At 43.6% G+C, this 20,009-nt stretch carries 25 protein-coding genes; 20 read left to right on the forward strand and 5 right to left on the reverse strand.

Going from position 1 to position 20,009, the window contains the following annotated elements; genetic code table 11:
- The first annotated feature begins 49 nt into the window (after positions 1–49).
- Entirely contained in the window at positions 50–349 is a 300-nt protein-coding gene (locus tag M1D98_RS07880; protein ID WP_082246293.1) for an FAD-binding domain-containing protein, read from the forward strand.
- Between the two features lie 40 nt (positions 350–389).
- Here the strand turns inward: M1D98_RS07880 and ctaA are convergent, their stop codons facing one another.
- On the reverse strand, positions 390–1,307 hold the full coding sequence (gene ctaA, locus M1D98_RS07885; protein WP_010328420.1) for a heme A synthase CtaA: 918 nt from the start codon (positions 1,305–1,307) through the stop codon (positions 390–392).
- Between the two features lie 348 nt (positions 1,308–1,655).
- Here ctaA and cyoE point away from each other — a divergent pair, with 348 nt between their 5' ends.
- The 6 genes from cyoE (at position 1,656) to ctaG (ending at position 7,654) form a co-directional block, all read left to right on the forward strand.
- On the forward strand, positions 1,656–2,573 hold the full coding sequence (gene cyoE / locus M1D98_RS07890; RefSeq protein ID WP_010328419.1) for a heme o synthase: 918 nt from the start codon (positions 1,656–1,658) through the stop codon (positions 2,571–2,573).
- A gap of 231 nt (positions 2,574–2,804) precedes the next feature.
- Positions 2,805–3,875: a cytochrome c oxidase subunit II gene (coxB, locus tag M1D98_RS07895; RefSeq protein ID WP_268538153.1), complete on the forward strand. Its 1,071-nt coding sequence runs from the start codon at positions 2,805–2,807 to the stop codon at positions 3,873–3,875.
- A gap of 32 nt (positions 3,876–3,907) precedes the next feature.
- A complete protein-coding gene (ctaD, locus tag M1D98_RS07900) occupies positions 3,908–5,776 on the forward strand; it encodes a cytochrome c oxidase subunit I (RefSeq protein ID WP_026014445.1) in 1,869 nt (622 codons plus the stop codon).
- Positions 5,776–6,399 carry a cytochrome c oxidase subunit III gene (gene ctaE, locus M1D98_RS07905; RefSeq protein WP_010328416.1) on the forward strand — a complete coding sequence of 208 codons (624 nt, stop codon included), beginning with the start codon at positions 5,776–5,778 and terminating at the stop codon, positions 6,397–6,399. Before ctaD ends, ctaE begins: the two co-directional genes overlap by 1 nt.
- A 2-nt stretch (positions 6,400–6,401) precedes the next feature.
- Positions 6,402–6,734, forward strand: coding sequence for a cytochrome c oxidase subunit IVB (ctaF, locus tag M1D98_RS07910; protein WP_010328415.1), 333 nt, complete (start codon positions 6,402–6,404; stop codon positions 6,732–6,734).
- Between the two features lie 26 nt (positions 6,735–6,760).
- Positions 6,761–7,654 carry a cytochrome c oxidase assembly factor CtaG gene (gene ctaG / locus M1D98_RS07915; RefSeq protein ID WP_268536286.1) on the forward strand — a complete coding sequence of 298 codons (894 nt, stop codon included), beginning with the start codon at positions 6,761–6,763 and terminating at the stop codon, positions 7,652–7,654.
- Between the two features lie 31 nt (positions 7,655–7,685).
- On the opposite strand, the gene M1D98_RS07920 is transcribed toward ctaG, so the two are convergent.
- Positions 7,686–8,048 carry a YugN family protein gene (locus tag M1D98_RS07920; protein WP_082022516.1) on the reverse strand — a complete coding sequence of 121 codons (363 nt, stop codon included), beginning with the start codon at positions 8,046–8,048 and terminating at the stop codon, positions 7,686–7,688.
- A 139-nt stretch (positions 8,049–8,187) separates the two neighbouring features.
- Between M1D98_RS07920 and M1D98_RS07925 the strand changes: the two genes are divergently transcribed.
- From M1D98_RS07925 to coaD, 8 genes are all read left to right on the forward strand, one after another.
- Positions 8,188–8,634 carry a CBS domain-containing protein gene (locus M1D98_RS07925; protein ID WP_010328412.1) on the forward strand — a complete coding sequence of 149 codons (447 nt, stop codon included), beginning with the start codon at positions 8,188–8,190 and terminating at the stop codon, positions 8,632–8,634.
- A gap of 81 nt (positions 8,635–8,715) precedes the next feature.
- Entirely contained in the window at positions 8,716–9,756 is a 1,041-nt protein-coding gene (locus M1D98_RS07930) for a CAP domain-containing protein (protein ID WP_121642513.1), read from the forward strand.
- Between the two features lie 199 nt (positions 9,757–9,955).
- Positions 9,956–10,354, forward strand: a complete 399-nt coding sequence (ylbD, locus tag M1D98_RS07935) for a YlbD family protein (RefSeq protein WP_121642514.1) — start codon at positions 9,956–9,958, stop codon at positions 10,352–10,354.
- 15 nt (positions 10,355–10,369) lie between these two features.
- Positions 10,370–10,609 (forward strand): YlbE-like family protein, encoded by a 240-nt coding sequence (locus tag M1D98_RS07940; protein ID WP_010328409.1) that lies wholly within the window; start codon positions 10,370–10,372, stop codon positions 10,607–10,609.
- Between the two features lie 124 nt (positions 10,610–10,733).
- On the forward strand, positions 10,734–11,183 hold the full coding sequence (gene ricF / locus M1D98_RS07945) for a regulatory iron-sulfur-containing complex subunit RicF (RefSeq protein WP_010328040.1): 450 nt from the start codon (positions 10,734–10,736) through the stop codon (positions 11,181–11,183).
- Between the two features lie 53 nt (positions 11,184–11,236).
- On the forward strand, positions 11,237–11,509 hold the full coding sequence (locus tag M1D98_RS07950; protein WP_010328041.1) for a YlbG family protein: 273 nt from the start codon (positions 11,237–11,239) through the stop codon (positions 11,507–11,509).
- Positions 11,510–11,835: 326 nt separating this feature from the next.
- The gene (rsmD, locus tag M1D98_RS07955; RefSeq protein ID WP_435576705.1) at positions 11,836–12,390 is read left to right on the forward strand and encodes a 16S rRNA (guanine(966)-N(2))-methyltransferase RsmD; all 555 of its coding nucleotides are present in this window, start codon (positions 11,836–11,838) and stop codon (positions 12,388–12,390) included.
- Between the two features lie 4 nt (positions 12,391–12,394).
- Positions 12,395–12,880 carry a pantetheine-phosphate adenylyltransferase gene (gene coaD, locus M1D98_RS07960; protein ID WP_010328043.1) on the forward strand — a complete coding sequence of 162 codons (486 nt, stop codon included), beginning with the start codon at positions 12,395–12,397 and terminating at the stop codon, positions 12,878–12,880.
- A gap of 12 nt (positions 12,881–12,892) precedes the next feature.
- Here the strand turns inward: coaD and spoVV are convergent, their stop codons facing one another.
- On the reverse strand, positions 12,893–14,119 hold the full coding sequence (gene spoVV / locus M1D98_RS07965) for a dipicolinic acid transporter SpoVV (protein WP_456280169.1): 1,227 nt from the start codon (positions 14,117–14,119) through the stop codon (positions 12,893–12,895).
- Between the two features lie 179 nt (positions 14,120–14,298).
- Here spoVV and M1D98_RS07970 point away from each other — a divergent pair, with 179 nt between their 5' ends.
- The 3 genes from M1D98_RS07970 to M1D98_RS07980 all read left to right on the forward strand — a co-directional run bounded on the left by M1D98_RS07970 (position 14,299) and on the right by M1D98_RS07980 (position 17,573).
- Complete coding sequence (locus M1D98_RS07970; protein WP_010328045.1) at positions 14,299–15,081, forward strand: patatin-like phospholipase family protein; 783 nt, start codon at positions 14,299–14,301, stop codon at positions 15,079–15,081.
- A gap of 1 nt (position 15,082) precedes the next feature.
- Positions 15,083–16,108, forward strand: coding sequence for a protease DdcP (gene ddcP / locus M1D98_RS07975; RefSeq protein WP_456280170.1), 1,026 nt, complete (start codon positions 15,083–15,085; stop codon positions 16,106–16,108).
- A gap of 114 nt (positions 16,109–16,222) precedes the next feature.
- A protein-coding gene (locus M1D98_RS07980) for an IS1182 family transposase (protein WP_456280171.1) occupies positions 16,223–17,573 on the forward strand; the annotation gives its coding sequence in 2 pieces (ribosomal slippage) (positions 16,223–16,878 and positions 16,877–17,573; 1,353 coding nt in all).
- A 131-nt stretch (positions 17,574–17,704) separates the two neighbouring features.
- Here the strand turns inward: M1D98_RS07980 and M1D98_RS07985 are convergent.
- Both M1D98_RS07985 and M1D98_RS07990 read right to left on the reverse strand, forming a co-directional pair.
- A complete protein-coding gene (locus M1D98_RS07985; RefSeq protein ID WP_010328047.1) occupies positions 17,705–18,952 on the reverse strand; it encodes a nucleotidyltransferase in 1,248 nt (415 codons plus the stop codon).
- A 26-nt stretch (positions 18,953–18,978) separates the two neighbouring features.
- Complete coding sequence (locus tag M1D98_RS07990; RefSeq protein ID WP_052331635.1) at positions 18,979–19,134, reverse strand: hypothetical protein; 156 nt, start codon at positions 19,132–19,134, stop codon at positions 18,979–18,981.
- A 27-nt stretch (positions 19,135–19,161) separates the two neighbouring features.
- Here M1D98_RS07990 and M1D98_RS07995 point away from each other — a divergent pair, with 27 nt between their 5' ends.
- Positions 19,162–19,680 (forward strand): YceD family protein, encoded by a 519-nt coding sequence (locus M1D98_RS07995; RefSeq protein ID WP_010328048.1) that lies wholly within the window; start codon positions 19,162–19,164, stop codon positions 19,678–19,680.
- Positions 19,681–19,701: 21 nt separating this feature from the next.
- Positions 19,702–19,881, forward strand: a complete 180-nt coding sequence (gene rpmF, locus M1D98_RS08000) for a 50S ribosomal protein L32 (RefSeq protein ID WP_003154457.1) — start codon at positions 19,702–19,704, stop codon at positions 19,879–19,881.
- The last annotated feature ends 128 nt before the right edge of the window (positions 19,882–20,009 follow it).

Below are 20,009 nucleotides of genomic sequence, written 5' to 3' on the forward strand. Positions count from 1 at the left end.
ACTCTTGTTTTTTAGATGAAAAGCGGAGTGAAACAAATCTGCATCTAACATTGGCCGATGGCAGCCGCCAGCTTCTGTCGGGACTGATGCTGTTCCGTACTTCAGGATATTTAATCCTGTCACCCAATCGAAGAGGTTTGATCCGGATGGGCTGTTTATTAGAAGGTACATTCCTGAATTGAAACATATTCCGGATGAATTTCTTCACGAGCCATGGGAAATGGCGCCTCTAATTCAAGCGAGTTCATCCTGCATCATCGGCGAGGATTACCCCAAGCCGCTCATTGATCATCAAGTTCAGCGGAGGCTTGCCATTGAGCCATATGAAACGGCAAAAAACATGGCATAAAAAAGACCAAAGCATTGGGAGCTTTGGCCTGAAATCTTTATCATTGTTTAGATTCGTAACGGAACCGTGCAATCAATAATATGAAGTAACATAGAACTCCAAACAGGCAGGCAATAAAGAATGAGTGGGCAAGTGCAAAGCCCAGAGCCATTTCAGAGTATACGATCATAATGCCGGACAGCGCCTGTAATGTAATAAAAATAAGACATGAGATCCAGCCCCAAAAGATCTGTTTTTGATCTTTATAGGAAGTAATGGCATGAACAGCGGCCACAATAATCCATACAACCAACAGCAAAGCTGCTGCTCTGTGGCCCATTTGCACCCATTCATGAAATTGAGTCGGGAGCCCATTGTTTAGCGGGCTGCATAACGGCACATCCGGGCATGCCAAACTTGATTCTGTATGTCTTACATATGCGCCTGTATACACAACGATATAGGAATATACTAATATTCCTATCATGTGAAATTGCATTCTTTTGCCGATTTTAAGCGGTTTGACCAGTTTTCTGACCGATTTGTCAGCTTCAAATATGAGCAACGTCAAAATGAGCACTGAAGCGAAAGATATTAATGAGATGCCAAAGTGAAGCGCCATAATCAGCGCGTTTGAACCGAATACGACAGCCAATGCGCCAAGCAGTGCCTGGAGAAATAAAAAGATAATAGACATGATCGCGAGAAACGTTGTTTCACGGAAAATCGGCGTGATTTTTCTCCATGACCAAAACGCAAGGCTTAACACAAGGATAATAGAGATCCCGCTTGCGAATCTGTGGCTCCATTCAATAATTGAAGCAGGATTCATTTCAGGGAAAAAACGGCCGTGACACAGCGGCCACTGTCTGCCGCATCCTTGGCCGGAACCTGTTTTTGTAACGAGAGCTCCTCCGATTAAAACAATGAGCATGACAAAAGTTGTCAGAACACCGAGCCCTTTTAATGCTTTATTCATACAATTCACCTTCTTAACATGCTGCAATTTTATATACGTTCCAAGTGTAAGCGAATATGTGTTTCGAGGCAATTCTTAGAGCCTTTTGTTCACAAAAATATAATAGAATGGCGGCTTCCGGAAAATGTACCCTTGATTATTCATGCCGGGTCTGATAGAAATAAGGTAAACGGACTGGGGATTTGGCGATTGCCTTTATCTTCGGTAAAATTCATAAAAAGTTCACAAATAAATTCCTGTTTGTCGTTTAATATTTAATAGGATGTTTTTTTACAAGAGGTTATCTTGTATGATAGAGTTGCAGGCTTTTTATTGTCCTGCGTTAGGTTTGTAAGGGAGGTTTACGTTATGGCTAACTCCAGAATCATAAATGATACAGCTATAGACGGACAAATTGAAGAAACAACGGCATGGAAAGATTTTCTGTCCCTTATTAAAATAGGGATCGTCAATTCCAATCTCATCACGACTTTTACTGGAATGTGGCTTGCGCTGCATATCTCCGGTTTGAGTTTTTTAGGCAATATAAACACCGTTCTTCTTACATTAATCGGGTCATCTTTGATTATTGCGGGCTCCTGCGCGATCAATAACTGGTATGACCGGGATATTGATCATCTTATGGAGCGCACGAAAGTAAGACCGACGGTTACGGGTAAAATTCAGCCGATTCAAGCGTTATGGTCTGGAATTTTGCTGGTTGCTTTAGGATTGATCATGCTGCTGATGACAACTGTCATGGCTGCTGTTATCGGTTTTATCGGAGTCTTTACGTATGTTGTATTATATACAATGTGGACGAAACGCCGCTATACCATTAACACAGTAGTAGGAAGTGTTTCCGGTGCAGTCCCGCCGCTTATTGGATGGACGGCAGTGGAAGGGCATATCGGTGTCGTCGCATGGGTATTATTCATGATTTTATTTATTTGGCAGATTCCTCATTTCTTAGCATTGGCTATTAAGAAAACTGAGGATTACAGAGCTGCAAATATTCCGATGCTTCCTGTCGTATACGGATTTGAAGTGACAAAAAGACAAATAATTGTGTGGGTTGCGTGCCTGATGCCGCTTCCGTTTTTCCTTGGAAGTCTGGGCCTTCCGATTGTCATCCTCGGCTTGCTGTTAAATATCGGCTGGCTGATTCTAGGCTTGATGGGCCTCCGCACCAAAAATATCATGAAGTGGGCAACGCAGATGTTCATTTACTCGCTTAATTACATGACAATCTATTTCGTTGCCATGGTTGTCTTGACTCTTTTCTAAAAAAATAGATACATTGTTTGTTTTATCGCTTCAAAATAATCGATGACAACTAGTAAATGCCGCCTTGACCTTTTCCTTCATCAGGCGGCTTTACTTTTATACATAGATGGCATTTTGAGTAAAAAAACTCATAATTTAAGAGAAGAGGAAATGTAAGTGCTTTATTGGTGATAGGCTGGATTGCGAGTCTGCTCTCCGCCTTTGTATTGACCAGAAAAGGGGTTGGGTGAAATGGTAAAGCATTGGCGTCTTATTTCATTATTAGCCTTAGTGCCGCTTCTATTAAGCGGATGTGGAAAACCTTTTTTATCCACGCTCAAGCCTGCTGGCGAGGTGGCTGATAAACAGTATGACCTGACGGTGCTCAGTACATTGATTATGGTGGTTGTTGTTGCAGTAGTATCTGTTATCTTCTTTTATGTGATTGTGAGATTCAGAAGATCACGGGTCGGTGAGAACACGATACCGAAACAGGTAGAGGGGAACAAATTTTTAGAAATCACATGGACTGTGATCCCGATTTTGCTGCTCATTATTCTTGTGATCCCTGTCGTACTATATACGCTAGAGCTTGCGGATACATCACCAATGGATAAGAAAAGCCGCAAAGCTGAGGATGCGCTTGTAGTCAATGTCCGGGCAAATTTATACTGGTGGGAGTTTGAATACCCTGATTACGGCATTATCACAAGCCAGGAGCTGATTGTGCCGACAGACCAGCGTGTATATTTTAATTTAAAAGCCTCAGATGTCAAACATTCCTTCTGGATTCCTTCAGTTGGAGGAAAACTTGATACGAATACGGAAAACGAAAATAAGTTTTTCCTGACATTTGATTCAAAAAGAAGCAAAGAGGCAGGAGATATGTTTTTTGGGAAGTGTGCAGAGCTTTGCGGCCCTTCACACGCGCTGATGGATTTTAAGGTGAAAACGATGTCTGCAAAAGAATTTCAGGGCTGGACAAAAGAAATGAAAAACTATAAGTCTACAGCAGAGAGTGATTTGGCTAAGCAGGGCGAAGAACTGTTTAAAGAGAAGAACTGCCTGAGCTGCCATGCCGTTGAGCCGAATGATAAGCGGGCAGAAGCAGCAAGAACGGCTCCCAACTTAGCGACCTTCGGTGAAAGGGCAAAAGTGGCAGGGGTGAAAGACGCCAACGAAGAAAATGTGAAAGCTTGGCTCAAGGATCCTGAGAGCATAAAACCGGGGAACAAAATGACAGGAACTTATCCGAAGCTCTCAGACAGTGAAACAGATGCGCTTTATGAATACTTAAAAGGCTTAAAAACGGAAAGCAAGTAGGGAAGAAAGGGAGATATTGGGGGAGGTCACATATGTTGAATGCGCTTACAGAAAAGCGGACGCGCGGATCTATACTTTGGGATTATTTGACGACGGTGGACCATAAAAAAATCGCGATTCTTTACTTAATCGCCGGGGGATTCTTCTTTCTTGTCGGGGGAATAGAAGCGATGTTTATCAGAATCCAGCTTGCAAAGCCGGAAAATGCTTTTCTCAGTGCTCAAGCGTACAATGAAGTCATGACAATGCACGGGACAACGATGATCTTTCTGGCTGCGATGCCGCTTTTATTTGCCTTGATGAATGCGGTCGTGCCTTTGCAGATTGGGGCTCGGGACGTTTCGTTTCCATTTTTAAACTCGCTTGGTTTTTGGCTCTTCTTTTTCGGAGGCATTTTCTTAAATCTAAGCTGGTTTTTGGGCGGAGCGCCAGACGCGGGCTGGACATCATACGCTTCACTTTCGCTTCATTCGGAAGGGCACGGCATAGACTTTTTCGTCCTCGGACTGCAAATATCGGGGCTCGGGACGCTGATAGCAGGGATTAACTTTTTGGCTACGATTATTAACATGAGGGCTCCTGGCATGACGTACATGAGGCTGCCTTTGTTTACTTGGACGACATTTGTGGCTTCGGCATTGATTTTGTTTGCCTTTCCGCCGCTGACGGCCGGATTGGCTCTGATGATGCTGGATCGGCTGTTCGGCACCAACTTCTTTAATCCGGAGCTTGGCGGGAATACGGTCATTTGGGAGCATTTATTTTGGATTTTTGGCCATCCCGAGGTTTATATCTTAATTTTGCCTGCATTCGGTATTTTTTCAGAGGTCATCCCTGTGTTTGCCAGAAAGCGTTTGTTTGGGTATTCATCAATGGTTTTTGCCATCGTGCTCATTGGCTTTCTGGGCTTTATGGTTTGGGTGCACCACATGTTTACGACAGGTCTCGGACCGATTGCAAATGCGATTTTTGCAGTTGCCACAATGGCTATCGCGATTCCGACCGGGATTAAAATTTTCAACTGGCTATTGACGATTTGGGGAGGAAATGTAAAGTATACGACCGCGATGCTGTATGCCGTCTCATTTATACCGTCCTTCGTGCTCGGCGGTGTGACGGGAGTCATGCTGGCAGCCGCTGCTGCTGACTATCAGTTCCATGATACGTATTTTGTGGTGGCGCATTTCCACTATGTCATTATTGGCGGAGTGGTATTCGGCCTTTTAGCCGGTGTTCATTTTTGGTGGCCGAAAATGTTCGGTAAAATTCTGCATGAGACGATGGGGAAAATTTCATTTGTATTGTTTTTTATCGGCTTTCACCTCACGTTTTTCATTCAGCATTTTGTCGGATTAATGGGGATGCCGCGCCGGGTTTATACATTTTTGCCGGACCAGGGTCTTGAAACAGGCAACTTGATCAGTACAATCGGGGCGTTTTTTATGGCGGCAGCAGTTATTCTTCTGCTGGTCAATGTCATTTGGACATCGGTAAAAGGAGAATATGTCGGAGCTGATCCATGGCAGGACGGACGTACGCTTGAATGGACCGTTTCTTCACCGCCGCCTGAGTATAATTTTAAACAGCTTCCTTTTGTCAGAGGGCTTGATCCGTTTTGGATCGAGAAGCAGGCAGGACACAAATCAATGACGCCGGCTGAACCGGTTGATGATATTCATATGCCAAACGGCTCAATCCTGCCGTTCATCATTTCCTTTGGCCTCTTTGTCGCAGCGTTCGGGCTGCTGTACAGAACCGATTACGCTTGGGGGCTGCCGGTGATCTTTATCGGGCTCGGCATCACATTTATCACGATGCTGCTTCGCTCAGTCATTGATGATCACGGCTATCATATTCATAAAGAGGAACTTCCGAACGATGATAAAGGGGTGAAGGCATAATGCAAATTGAAGAAAAATTCACCGCGGAAACCTTTCCAGCTTCTCCCGAAAAAGTAACACTGGAAGGGAAAAATAAATTTTTAGGCTTTTGGCTTTTTCTTGGGGGAGAGACAGTTTTGTTCGCGTCTCTCTTCGCCACGTTTCTCGCACTCCGGAATTCAAACGCCGGTGACCCGCCTACGACGGAAATGTTTGATGTGACGCTTGTGTTTATCGCCACAATGCTCTTATTAACGAGCAGTTTAACGAGTGTGTACGCGATGTACCACATGAAGAACTTTTCATTCGGAAAAATGCAGCTTTGGCTGGGAATTACGCTCTTATTGGGGGCGGGATTTTTAGGACTTGAAATCTATGAATTTAAGCATTACACCCATGAGTTTGGCTTTACGATCACAAGCTCTGCGCTCGGTTCCGCGTTTTACACGCTTGTCGGCACACACGGCGCCCACGTGGCATTTGGGCTTATGTGGATCAGCACCCTGATGATCCGCAATGCCAAAAGGGGACTAAACCTGTATACGGCGCCTAAGTTTTATGTTGCAAGTCTTTATTGGCACTTTATTGATGTCGTGTGGGTCTTCATCTTTACCGTTGTATATTTAATGGGGATGGTGGGATAAACATGGTCGGTAAAAAAAGCAGAAGGCATATCAACAGCGGCCTTGAATTTAAGAAAAAGAAGCACGCTCAGGAGATGAAATATCAGGTTCTGTCTTTTGGCTTAATGATCGGCCTTACGATTGTGGCCTTTCTGACTGTGGCAACGGATGGCATCGGCAGCTGGTTTACAATTCCTTTCATTATTCTGCTAGCTGCGATTCAAGTCATCTTCCAGCTTTATTATTTCATGCATATGAATCAAAAAGGGCATGAAGCGCCGGCACTGTTTTTGTATTCAGGCATGTTTGTCGCGTTCATCACTGTGCTTGCGTTTGTCACAATTATATGGTGGTAATGTGAACAGCCGCCGGAGGTGAAATAATGGATCAGTTAGACGTGTTTGGGTTTCGCGCGATGTGGAGCCCTTATCTTTTTTGTATCCTGTTGGGCATTACGGTGCTTTATCTCTATTTTTACTGGCGAATGTTTTCAAAGCCAGAACGGATAACAGGTAAAGAGATGGTGTGCTTTCTATCGGCGATGCTGTTTTTATATGCAGCGGAGGGGAGTCCGGTAGATCTGCTCGGACACATTATGTTCAGCGCTCATATGGTGCAAATGGCTGTCCTGTATTTGGTCGTCCCGCCATTATTGATTGCGGGAATTCCCGCATGGCTCTGGGAAAAAATCATTTTCAGGCCTGCCATTAAACCGGTTTTTTCATTTTTTACGACGCCTTTAATTGCTTTGCTTTTGTTTAACGGCATTTTTTCTTTATATCATGTTCCGCTTATTTTTGATACTGTCAAAACGGACCCGTTTTATCATACGGTAATGACTTGGCTTATCTTTGTGCTGGCGTTTTTCATGTGGTGGCCGCTTGTTCATAAGGTAGAGCGCCTTCGGCAGCTCAGCGGCTTGATGAAACTGGGATATATTATGGCGGACGGTATGCTGCTTACGCCAGCTTGCGCGCTGATCATGTTCAGCGGTGCGCCGTTATATGCCACCTATACAGATCCATCTGCGTGGGCTGAAGCAATGAAGCTTTGTGTGCCTGCGGATATGATGGGGCAGATCCCATTAACAGGACCAGAGATGTTCAATACACTCCCTTTGTTGGAGGATCAGCAGCTCGGAGCAGTCATGATGAAAATCATTCAGGAAATTGTATACGGCACTTTTTTGGCGATTGTTTTTTTCCAATGGGTGAAGAAAGAAAGAGAAAAGGACGGGCAGGAAGAACCGCCGTATATTCAGCAGACCATATCATAAAAGGTACAGCAGAAGATGCTGTACCTTTTCATTACATTTGAACTGTTTTTAGCGTGTCGGTTATGTCCTGAATCAGTGCCTTGCTTTTTGTTACAACCTGTACAGGGAACAATTCCGTTTCTCCATATTCTACGCCGTGCGGGTAGTAATGCTTGCCTAAGAGAGGGGACATTAATTGAATCACGGCGCGGCCGCTTCCTACATCGCCCTCAGCCGCAATGCCCGGTATCCGCAGGTAAAACGTACCCTCAATCGTCGAAAACTTTCTGTCATAGGTGACTCTTTCATAATCCCATTGACCCGCTCTGATGAGACCTTTGCTTTCCATCAAGTCGTCTAGCCAGCTGAGCTCAGCCTTTACCCCTTCAAGCCCGCTTTCAGTAAACTTCAACACTGACCCCTCCTTATAAAATTTACCTTTCCTGACAATCATAGTATGAAAGCGTTAAACTTTCAATGGATCTTCTTCCTTTGAAAGTATGCAAAAAATAAATTTTGACGACAATAGCACTAGACTAAAGGAGGTTATACGGATGACAAAAATAAAAGATCTGATGACAGCCGACTTGCAATATTGCACGGTATTAGATAATGTATATGAAGCTGCAGTGAAGATGAAGGACGCGAATATAGGTGCGGTTCCGGTAGTTGATAAGGATGGAGAAACACTTGTTGGCATCGTGACCGACCGTGATCTCGTGTTAAGAGGGATCGCGATAAAAAAACCGAACTCGCAAAAAATCACTGACGCGATGACCGAAAAACCTGTCAGTGTGGAGGAAGATGCTTCAGTTGATGAGGTTCTTCATTTGATGGCATCACATCAGCTCAGAAGGATACCTGTTACAAAAAACAAAAAGCTGACTGGAATCGTCACGCTTGGTGATCTATCTTTATCTGAGCAAACGAATGAACGTGCAGGCACCGCCCTATCGGATATATCCGAGGGTGATGACAGAAGAGAAGGCTTTTTTCATTAACACATAAATCTTTGACATGTTAAATAGGCTGTATTGTAATGAGATGTAAGGCAAGACACGTGATGGCACGGGGGTGATAGATTGAAAAATATATTGAGAGCAATGGTTGTCCTCTTGATTATCTGCGGAACTTATGTTCTGTTTATTCAATATGGAGCTTCTCCTGAAAAAAAATCAAATGACAGTGAACCTCAGGTGTCTAATGAGGAAGCGCAAAGCGGCAAACGAATACATATGCCGACATCAGGGTTATTGTCCTTTATGGGCAAGTCCGCCGAAGAAGTAACGAAAAAGCTTGGGGAACCTGAACGCATTGACCCTTCCGCTTATGACTACAATTGGTGGATTTACAGTCAAGGAAAGGACCAGTATGTCCAAATCGGAGTATTAAATCATAAAGTAGTCACATTATTTGCAGCTGGGAATGATATTAACGCAAAGCCATTCAAAATTGGCGAATCAACCGGAGAAGTATTCAAGACGACTCAGGTTGCACCGTTTGTGAATGTAGAGTATAAAGGAAATTCCTATCGTTTTGAGTTTTCTGAAGAGGATATCAATACAAGGCCGACTGTAAAGATAGGAAAAATGTATGTCCAGCTGTATATGGACAAATTTGAGGGGAAGCTATCCAGCATCAGGGCATTTGATGCGCAAACCTTTGTCAAGCAAAGGCCTTATGAGGTTGTATACCGCGGTGAATTAATGAAACCAGAAGCTGTTTCAGATGATAAGTGGAAAAAGATCCAAACGACGAGTGAAAAGCAAATATTTGATCTGACGAATGTGATACGTGTCAAGCATGGGCTTGCGAAGCTTGAGTGGGACCAGCCGACGGCAGAAGTGGCTTTTGGGCATAGCGAGGATATGAAGGACAATAACTATTTCTCCCATGTTTCTAAAAAACACGGGACATTGAAAGACCGATTAGAAAAAGGGAATGTTGACTTTCAGCAAGCGGGGGAAAATATCGCATACAATTATGTGGACGGTCCGGCCGCTGTAGAAGGCTGGCTCAATAGTGAAGGCCATCGAAAAGCGCTTCTAAATGCAGATTATACGCATCTAGGTGTCGGAGTAGACCGGAAATATTACACTCAAAATTTTATTAAGCGATGGTAATGAAAAGCCGCGGCCAAATGGTTCCGCGGCTTTTCTAATTTCAAAGGCTTGTTGATCTGAATGCATCCTTCAATAAGGCTTTTTCATGAGTGTATCGAGAAAAGCTAAAAATTCATTCTGTGAATGAATATAGGCGAACACAATGCCTCGCAAAACGATACATTGTAGTAGGTATCGATTTTCTGAGGGGGTGAGGATTGTGGCGAATCAACATGCCAATCATTCAATCAACGACTTTAAACAATTCGTCAAAAAGCATCCCAAGCTGATAAAAGAAGTGCGTAAAGAACAAAGAAGCTGGCAGGACGTCTATGAAAATTGGGTCCTTTTCGGGGAGGGCGACCCGATCTGGGATCCATATCGGGAACCGGAAGAATCTGCCAAATCTGTGCCGGAAACATCGGAAAAAAATGATTTTGTCTCTAAAATGGTGACAGCGGTGAAAAAAATGGATGTCAATCAAATGAACGAACAAATCAATAAAATGAGCCAGTCAATTTCATCACTGCAAAGTCTTCTTCATACATTTTCCGGGAGCGGCCAGAACCAATCTCAGCCAGGATCAGGACAGCATCCTTTTTCATTTCGAAAGGATTAAAAAAGGGGAACTCGTATGCGCAAAGAGGTTCAGGAATTTATTCTAGCCAACGAACAACGGAAACGATTCATCAGAGAACAGCCGATATGGTACCGCAGGCTTTCGAGGAAACCGGATGATCTGTCCTCCTTTCAGCTTGAGATGATGAACTTTTATGAAAAAACCATACCGCACAGGGTGAATCAATTTACAAACGGGATTCAAATGGCGCAAATGATGATGCAAATGTTTCAAGCGATGCGGACAAAAGATTAAAAGGCCTGAAATAGGGTCTTTTTTCATGATGTAAATGCAGAGAGACAGATTGTTTTCGGGCTGCGGATTAAGCATTTTCCAATTGGCTGGTTTCGTGGTAAACTAACAACTGGAGGTGCGTGCTATGTATGCGACGATGGAATCCGTGCGGCTTCAAAGTGAAGCTCAGCAGCTTGCCGAGATGATTCTGCAGTCGGAGACGGCTGAGAACTACCGCAATTGTTACAAGCGTCTCCAAGAAGATGAAGAGGCAGGGCGGATTATTCGTTCTTTTATCAAAATAAAAGAGCAGTATGAGGATGTACAGCGTTTTGGCAAATATCATCCTGACTATAGAGAAATATCCCGGAAAATGAGGGAGATCAAGCGGGAGCTGGACCTGAACAATAAGGTGGCTGACTTTAAGAGAGCTGAAAATGAACTCCAGTCTATTCTTGATGAGGTCAGCGTCGAGATTGGAACAGCTGTTTCAGAGCATGTGAAAGTGCCGACTGGGAACCCTTATTTTGACGGTTTGTCTTCATGCGGAGGCGGCTGCGGTTCAGGCGGAAGCTGCGGATGTAAAGTGTCCTGACGAGACTGGCCGTCTCGTCTTTACATATAAGAGAAATCAGGCAGGTGATTGTATTGGAGAATAGGCGCCAGGGCATGATTGTGTATCTGCATTCCCTAAAACAAAGCAAAATGCTGAGGAAGTTCGGAAATGTGCACTATGTATCAAAACGCTTAAAATATGTCGTCCTATATTGCGATATGAACCAAATTGAAAAAACAATGGAAAAGATCGCATCTTACTCATTTGTAAAGAAAGTGGAGCCTTCTTATAAACCGTTTTTAAAATTGGAATTTGAGTCAAAGCTTGATAAAGCGAAGGAATACGATTATAAAATCGGCATATAGCAGTATAAAAAAAATCCCCGCAGACTTCTGCGGGGTCCTTCTATTCCTTAACAAGTTAAGGAGAAGGCAAAGGGAGAGGAGAAACCGGAGGAAGAACTTATGGGGAAACGTAAGTCTTCTCCGCGGTTGGCAACAACATCCTCTAGATGCTGTTGCTTATAGTATGGACAAGGATCAACCTGCCTATACACATGTTTGATCAAGATTAGCGTTCATTGTTTGAAAGAATGCTTTATGTTAAGATAGGGTTGATTTTTTTCTATGTACATAGCGGCGTCCGGCCGGATAAGAAAACAAAATAGCTTTTAGAAAAAGTGGTGTGGAACATGAGAGTAATTTCTGGATCAAAAAAAGGCCGTTCACTAAAGGCTGTCCCGGGAACGTCAACAAGACCGACAACCGATAAAGTGAAGGAATCCATTTTCAATATGATCGGCCCTTATTTTGACGGGGGCAGGGGACTGGACTTATTCGCGGGAAGTGGAGGTCTTGGAATCGAAGCGCTTTCACGAGGGTTTGAGCATTGCATATTCGTTGACCGTGATTTTAAAGCAATTCAAACGGTCAAATCAAACTTAAAATCGCTGGAGCTTACAAAACACGCACAGGTATACCGCAATGATGCGGAACGGGCTTTGCAAGCTGCTGCAAAAAGAGAAACCGGCTTTCGGGGAATTTTTCTTGATCCGCCATATAAGGAACAAAGACTGAAAGCGCTTTTAACGTTGATTGATGAATATCATATGCTGGAAGACGGCGGCTTTATCGTTGCTGAACATGACAGAGAGGTCGAGCTTCCCGAAACCGTAGGAAATCTTGTCATGACAAGAAAAGAAATCTATGGGCTAACAGGTGTAGCGATTTATAAAAAGAGGGGGTAGTGATGTGGCGAGTATAGCTGTCTGTCCCGGCAGTTTTGATCCGGTGACCTACGGGCATCTGGACATTATCAGACGCGGGGCGCATATTTTTGAACAAGTGTATGTGTGTGTATTGAATAACTCTTCAAAAAAACCTTTGTTTAGTGTTGAAGAGCGGTGTGAGCTTCTGAGAGAAGTGACAAAGGACATTCCGAATATAACAGTTGAAACGTCGCAAGGACTGTTAATTGATTATGCCAAACGAAAAAATGCGAAAGCGATTTTAAGAGGTTTGAGAGCAGTGTCTGATTTTGAATATGAGATGCAGGGGACATCTGTTAACCGTGTGCTTGATGAATCCATTGAGACGTTTTTTATGATGACAAACAATCAATATTCGTTTTTAAGTTCAAGCATCGTCAAAGAAGTGGCAAAATACAATGGCTCTGTATCAGAATTTGTGCCGCCGGAAGTAGAGCTGGCGCTTCAGCAAAAATTCAGACAAGGATGAGGGGGGTTGGACTCATCCTTTTTTTGTGCCGTTTGTCAGTCTGTAAGTAAAAATGATAATGTACGTAAACAGCGCGCATAATGTGACAGCAGGTCCAATTTGTACAAGCAGATTCCAGCCGTTTATCAGTGCTGTTGGCATTTCGCCGCTATGAAGGGATTTGAACACATTCTGATACGGGTCATTCCATGCCATGTATAGAGGCTTCCATAAAAGCATGACGAAGACAGCGGCATACACGCCCTGCAGCAAACGCGCGATAAAAAATGGTTTAAATCTGATATCGGTTTCCGATAAAATACCTGCCACCTGAGCTTGAACGGAAAAGCCGCTAAACCCGAGAATAAAGCTGACGATAATGGCTTTTTGCAGAAGAGTAACGTCTGTCTCGCTGACAAGTTTGCTTCCTAATGTGATTTCAAACATTCCTGATAATAGAGGGATGTCCAGTTGAGCCGGAAGCTGAAACAAGGTCAGCGCGCCTTTTGTGAATACAGACAGAATATCAGTCAGCTGCACCACGGATAACAGCCTGTTAAAGACAGAAAACAAAATAATAAACCCGCCCACCATAAGAAGGGTTTGAACAGAAGAGGTTACGGCATCGCCTAAAATTTTGCCCAAAGGCCGTTTTTCCGCAAGTCTGGCGGTATGCAGAGCGTGCAAGGCATCTTTGATCGAAGGAAAAGGTATTGTATTTTTTCCTCTGAGGTGCTGCTCTTCCTTGCGTCCATATGAACGCATCGTTAAACCGACAGCCAGATTCCCCAAATAGTGTGCAGCGGCTAATAAAATGCCCAATGACGCGTTTTGAAAGAAACCGACGGCAACAGCGCCAAAAATAAAGAGCGGATTTGAAGAGTTGGTAAACGACGCAAGCCGTTCTGCTTCTACTCTTGAAATCTGTTTTTCCTGCCGAAGACGGGCAGTGAGTTTAGCTCCCGCCGGATTTCCTGATGCCATCCCCATTGCAAGAACGAAGCCGCCGACACCCGGCACCCGGAAGATCGGCCGCATAAAAGGTTCAAGCAATACACCGACAAACCGCACAATGCCAAAACCGATTAAGAGTTCAGACAGAATAAAAAATGGCAGCAATGACGGAAACACAACCTCCCACCACATAGAAAGCCCGGTTTTAGAGGCTTCGAATGAAGCCTGTGGATGTGAGATGACAGTCGCTGTTAAAAAAAGAAAAAACGAAGCAATTAAAAGTGTATGAATCTTCGACAAGTTCATTCTTACCTCCCCGATGCTAAAAATACCCAATAACATGAATATCATGATAAAATATGTATGACACGAAACGGCCAAGCAGTACCTGTCCTCTTGAATCTTTGTACTAATATACGAGCATAGGGGTTCAGTTTAGACCATAGAATTCGGTATACAGGGAATTCAGGCAGGAGGTTAACGCGTTGGCTAAACCTAAAATCGGCTTGGCGTTAGGATCGGGAGGGGCCAGAGGGCTCGCTCATCTCGGTGTGCTCTCCAGTTTACATAAGCATCACATTAAAGTGGATATGATTGCCGGGAGCAGCATGGGCGCTTTGGTAGGCAGTTTCTATGCAGCCGGCCATGACGTAGCCACGATGAAAAAAGTCGCTAAAGCCTTTAAACGTCGGCTTTATGCTGATTATACAGTTCCAAGACTCGGTTTTTTAAAAGGCGATCGCGTCAGGCAGCTTGTGCATGCTTATACATTCGGAAAACCGATCGAAGAGCTTCAAATCCCGCTGGGCATTGTTGCGTGTGATTTACAGACAGGAGAAAAGATTGTGTTCCGAAAGGGTTCGGTGTCAGATGCGGTGCGGGCCAGCATCAGCATACCGGGTATCTTTATTCCGCAGAAGCTGGACGGGCGGCTGCTTGTGGACGGCGCGGTCGTCGACCGAATTCCGGTTTCGGTTGTCAAAGACATGGGGGCTGATGTTATCATCGCTTCAGATGTCTCCAGAGTTCGAAAAACCGAAACGGCGGGGCATATTTTTGATGTGATTATGCAAAGTATGGATATACTGCAAAATGAATTGGTGCGGCATCAGACGATCGCCGCGGATATCATGATTCGCCCTTCTCTTGAAACATACAGCTCAAGCTCGTTTGCCAATATTGAAGCAATGATAGCGGCAGGCGAGGAGGCGACAAATCAAATGATCAGCAATATAAGAAAAGAAATAGAGAATTGGGAGGGCTCATAATTTGCTTCGTAAAAAACATTTTAGCTGGATGCTTGTCATCCTCATTCTGATTGCCGTTTTATCATTTATAAAACTTCCATACTATATTACAAAACCGGGAGAAGCGACAGAGCTTGCTTCACTGATAAAAGTGGAGGGAGGCTATCCGGAAACGGGGAGTCTGTCGTTAATGACTGTCAAAGTGGGGCCGGCTAATCCGTTTACATATGTGTGGGCAAAGATGCACCCTTATTATGAAATTGTTCCTGATGAAAGCATCAAGGAAGAAGGGGAATCAGATAAGGAGTATATGAAAAGGCAGCTCCAAATGATGCAGAGCTCGCAAGAAAACGCGGTTATAGCCGCCTATCAAAAGGCAGGAAAAAAAGTCAGCTATTCGTTTAACGGCATATACGCCAGCTCAGTTGTAGAAAACATGCCTGCAAAAGGGAAAATAGAAGTCGGTGATAAAATCATCGGTGCAGACGGCAAAAACTATCAGTCTGCTGAAAAGCTGATTGATTATACCAGCAGCAAAAACGCGGGAGATAAAGTACGGTTGAAAATCGAAAGAGAAGAAAAAGAAAAGCGTGTCACCCTTACATTAAAACAATTTCCTGATGAGCCGGATCGTGCAGGAATCGGCGTTTCGCTCTATACGGACAGAAACGTCAAAGTGGAGCCTGATATTGATTTTGAAATCGAAAATATCGGCGGCCCGTCAGCAGGGTTAATGATGTCTCTTGAAATCTATAATCAGCTGACAAAACCAGACGAGACAAAAGGCTACGATATTGCGGGAACCGGTACGATTGATGTTGACGGAACAGTAGGCCCGATCGGCGGCATTGATCAAAAAGTCGTCGCCGCAGACAAAGCCGGAAAAGACATTTTCTTCGCGCCAAATCAAAACGGCGCCAGCAATTCCGATTATAAAAACGCAGTAAAAACAGCAAAAGATATTGATTCAGATATGAAGATTGTGCCTGTTGATAAGATTCAGGACGCGATTGATTATTTGAATAAGCTGAAAGCGAAAAGCACCTGATATTCTCAGGTGCTCAGGCTGTCGAGAAAATCTCGACAGCCTTTATTTTTCCTTAAAATAACCATTCTCGTGTAATAAAATAAAAGAAAGACTAAAAAGGATGGTGTCTTTCTTATGTTCCACACAAGAAATTCTTCTCAAAACGCAGCCGAATTTGTTCTGCTTGACCAACTCGTCGAAGAGGATCATTTGCTTCGAAAAATTGATAAACACATAGACTTCTCTTTTATCATTGAAAAGGTTAAGCCTTACTATAGCGAAAACAAAGGCCGCCCCTCACTCGACCCGCTGATTTTATTCAAAATGATGTTTATCGGCTACCTCTACGGTATCCGTTCAGAGAGACAGCTTGAAAAAGAAATTTATTACAATATGGCGTACAGATGGTTTTTGGGCCTGAATATCAATGACCCAGTTCCGCACCACTCCACCATCAGCTGGAACAGACGTACACGCTTTAAAGATACAACGATTTTCCAAGACATTTTTGATGAGATCGTTCTTCAGGCCATCAATCATGATATGGTGGGCGGACGTGTCCTTTTCACTGATTCAACTCATCTGAAAGCCAATGCCAACAAGCACAAATACACAAGAAAAACGATTGAACAGGATACACAAAACTATATCAAAGATTTAAATGAAGCCATTCAAGAAGATCGAGAGGAGCACGGAAAAAAGCCATTACCGGCCAAAGAGGAGGTGAAAGCTGAAAAAGAGATCCGCCACAGTACCACTGATCCGGAAAGTGGTTATATGTATCGCGAAAAAACCGGAGGGTTTCTTTTACTTAGATCACCGAACAACGGATATGAAACATAACATTATCACCGACGCCTATGTTACGCCTGGAAATGTCCATGATTCTGTGCCTTATCTTGACCGATTAGATCACCAAATTGCACGATTTCATTTTGAAGTAGAAGCCGTCGCTCTTGATTCTGGTTATTTAACGACTCCGATCTGTAAAGGGTTAGCCGACCGCCATATTTTTGGCGTTATTGCGCATAGACGATATCACCCTACTAGAGGTTTGTTTCCAAAATGGAAGTTTCATTATGACAGTGAACAAGACAGTTACATTTGCCCGAACCAGCAGGTACTTACATACTCAACAACTGACCGAAAAGGCTACCGGTCATATAAATCAAATCCTGAAACCTGTTCCGCGTGCCCATTGCTTGCGCAATGCACAAGATCAAAGAACCGCCAGAAGGTCATCACCCGTCATGTATGGGAGGACCATAAAGAAAAGATCAGACAAAATCGTTTGTCTGTTTCAGGGAAAACCCTCTATAAAAAAAGAAAAGAAAAAATAGAGCGAAGCTTTGCAGATTCAAAACAGCTGCATGGGCTTCGCTATTGCAGGTTGAGGGGAAAACGGAATGTGAGTGAACAAGTTCTCCTCACAGCCGCATGCCAGAACATGAAGAAGATTGCCACATACCTAGCCAAGCAGGGCTAGGTATGTGGGAGCTCTTTTTCAGTTTTTGAAATCCGCTGAACAACTAAAGAAACAGCAGAAAACAAAAAAGGCTTGTAGAAAAAACGTCGTTTTCTCTACAAGCTGAGCACCTGATATTCTCAGGTGCTTTTCTATATATTAAAAAAACGTTGTTCATCCTCGTCATATCGAATCGGTGCATGCCCGTATTCCTGCAGGTCAAATTCAGTTCTCAGCGGTTCTTCTATCGCCAGGCTGTAGATTTTGCTTGCTTTTATATCCAGATCGAGTACAGGATGGGAGAATGAGGACAGTTTGCTGACAAGCGGAACAGACAGCGCTTTTTTCTTTTCCGCTAAATAAGCCTGTCCTTTTTTCGTCATGCCAAGAAGCCTAATATACGGCACCTCTTTATCGGCAAGCAGATTATGCATCTCCTGTTTGTTTGCCCTGTTTAAAATGTGCGTGTTCATCCGCTGGAGCCTTGTCCACGTATAACGTTTCGTTTTCAGCAGCTGCATAAATTCCTGGTAGGAGCTGGCTTTTCTGATCGAACGAAGAATTCTGTGCTCTAAGCCTTCCTCCACCTCGTATACTTGCTGTAATTCCTGTGCTGTTACGATCGACAGGCTGTATTTTAAGTAAGAAAAATAGCTTTCAGGTGTATGCCACAGCCCGAAAGATTTTCGGTAATGTGCTAATTCACTTACAGATGTATCAGGAAGAAAACGAAGGCAGGCTTCAAGACTCTGTTCAAACATGGCTTTTCTGATGCTTGTGGCGCTTGCGATATGGTTTTCGCCTTCAGGAAGGTCAGCATCATGATAGTCCGAGGAAATGCGCGCTGTGGTAGAAGGTTTCATTGAGTATCCCCCGGAAAGAATGGACGTGACATAATGATATCCCAGAATGTTGTTTGGTTTTGACAAATCAAGTGCGTTTTCAGTATGTAAAATGGATCTGAAGGCGATAGCTGCTGCGGCTGGGTAACTGGCCCCCTTTTTAAGTTCTTCCTTGACACATTGATCAAACGTATCCTTATGCTCATCAATAAGCTTTGCTGTTTCTAAAAACGGCGCAATATCACCATTTTCGCTTCCGAAAAAAAGCGCCTCGCACCCAAGTTTATTCAGGGTGGAAACACTGCCGCGCGCAAAAATCTCCGCTTTTTGCACCGCATAAAGATAGGGCAGCTCAATGACCAGGTCGATTCCGCTTTGCAGAGCCATTTTTGTACGGGCCCACTTTGACACAACCGCCGGCTCGCCGCGCTGTAAAAAATGTCCGCTCATGACAGCAACAGCCGTGTCACATCCGGTTTGCCGCTTTGCTGTTTGGGCATGATAAAGGTGACCGTTATGGAAGGGATTATATTCAACCACCAATCCGACAGCTTTCATATTTTTTCCGCCTTTCTTGCTATGTTTCAAAACGTATGGTACATTTGCTGATGAAAACTCTTACGCCTTATATTTATTTTAAGTGTATGCATCGCATATGCCGCTGTCAACGATACGTCAATGGCAGCATTATGCTGTAAAGAAAAAATATTGACAAAAACAATCTTAAAAGCTATAATCATGTTTGTTGCTTTCATGAGGTGATACAAATGAAATGGACGATTTATCAGCTGCATCAAATGCCGAACCAAAGTTTTGAGTTTGATGAAACAGTTGAGTTACATGAGCTGACAAAGGTGAATTCTGACATTCGCCGCATTTCTCCCGTTCGGGTGAAGGGCAGAGCGGATATCAAGTCCAAACAGGTTTCGTTTGATTTTACAATTTCAGGCGAAATGATTTTGCCATGCTCAAGAACACTCGTTGATGTTCCGTATCCATTTGAAATTTCAACAAAAGAACTGTTTATATTTCATCAGACGGATGATATAGAAGATGATGACGTTCACATTGTTGAGGACGATGCTATCGACTTAACTCCGATCGTGAAAGAAGAAATTCTTTTAGAAATCCCTATGCAAATCTTTTGTGAATCTGAACAAGAAAAAGGAGCTGCTCCTCAAGAAGGAAAGGACTGGCAAGTCATTTCGGAGGAAGACAAGAAGAATCAAGTTGATCCAAGACTTGCAGCCCTAGAAAAGCTCTTAAAACAAGATGATGAATCTTAACTCTTTAAGGAGGTGGGAATAATGGCTGTACCTTTTAGAAGAACTTCTAAAATGAAGAAAAGATTGCGCCGTACACATTTCAAACTTAATGTACCTGGTATGACAGAATGTCCGTCATGCGGAGAGATGAAATTGTCTCACCGTGTATGCAAAGCATGCGGATCATACAACGGCAAAGACATAAATGTAAAAAGTAACTAATAAGAAAAGCGCAGGGTGAAAGCCCTGCGCTTTTTCTTTTTCTCTCCTTGTCAGCTTGCGGAAAATTTGTGAGTGCAAATAGTCTATCTAATCTATTACCGGCATATGTATGAGATAAATAAGCTGAC

This window comes from Bacillus sp. K7 (assembly GCF_053903245.1).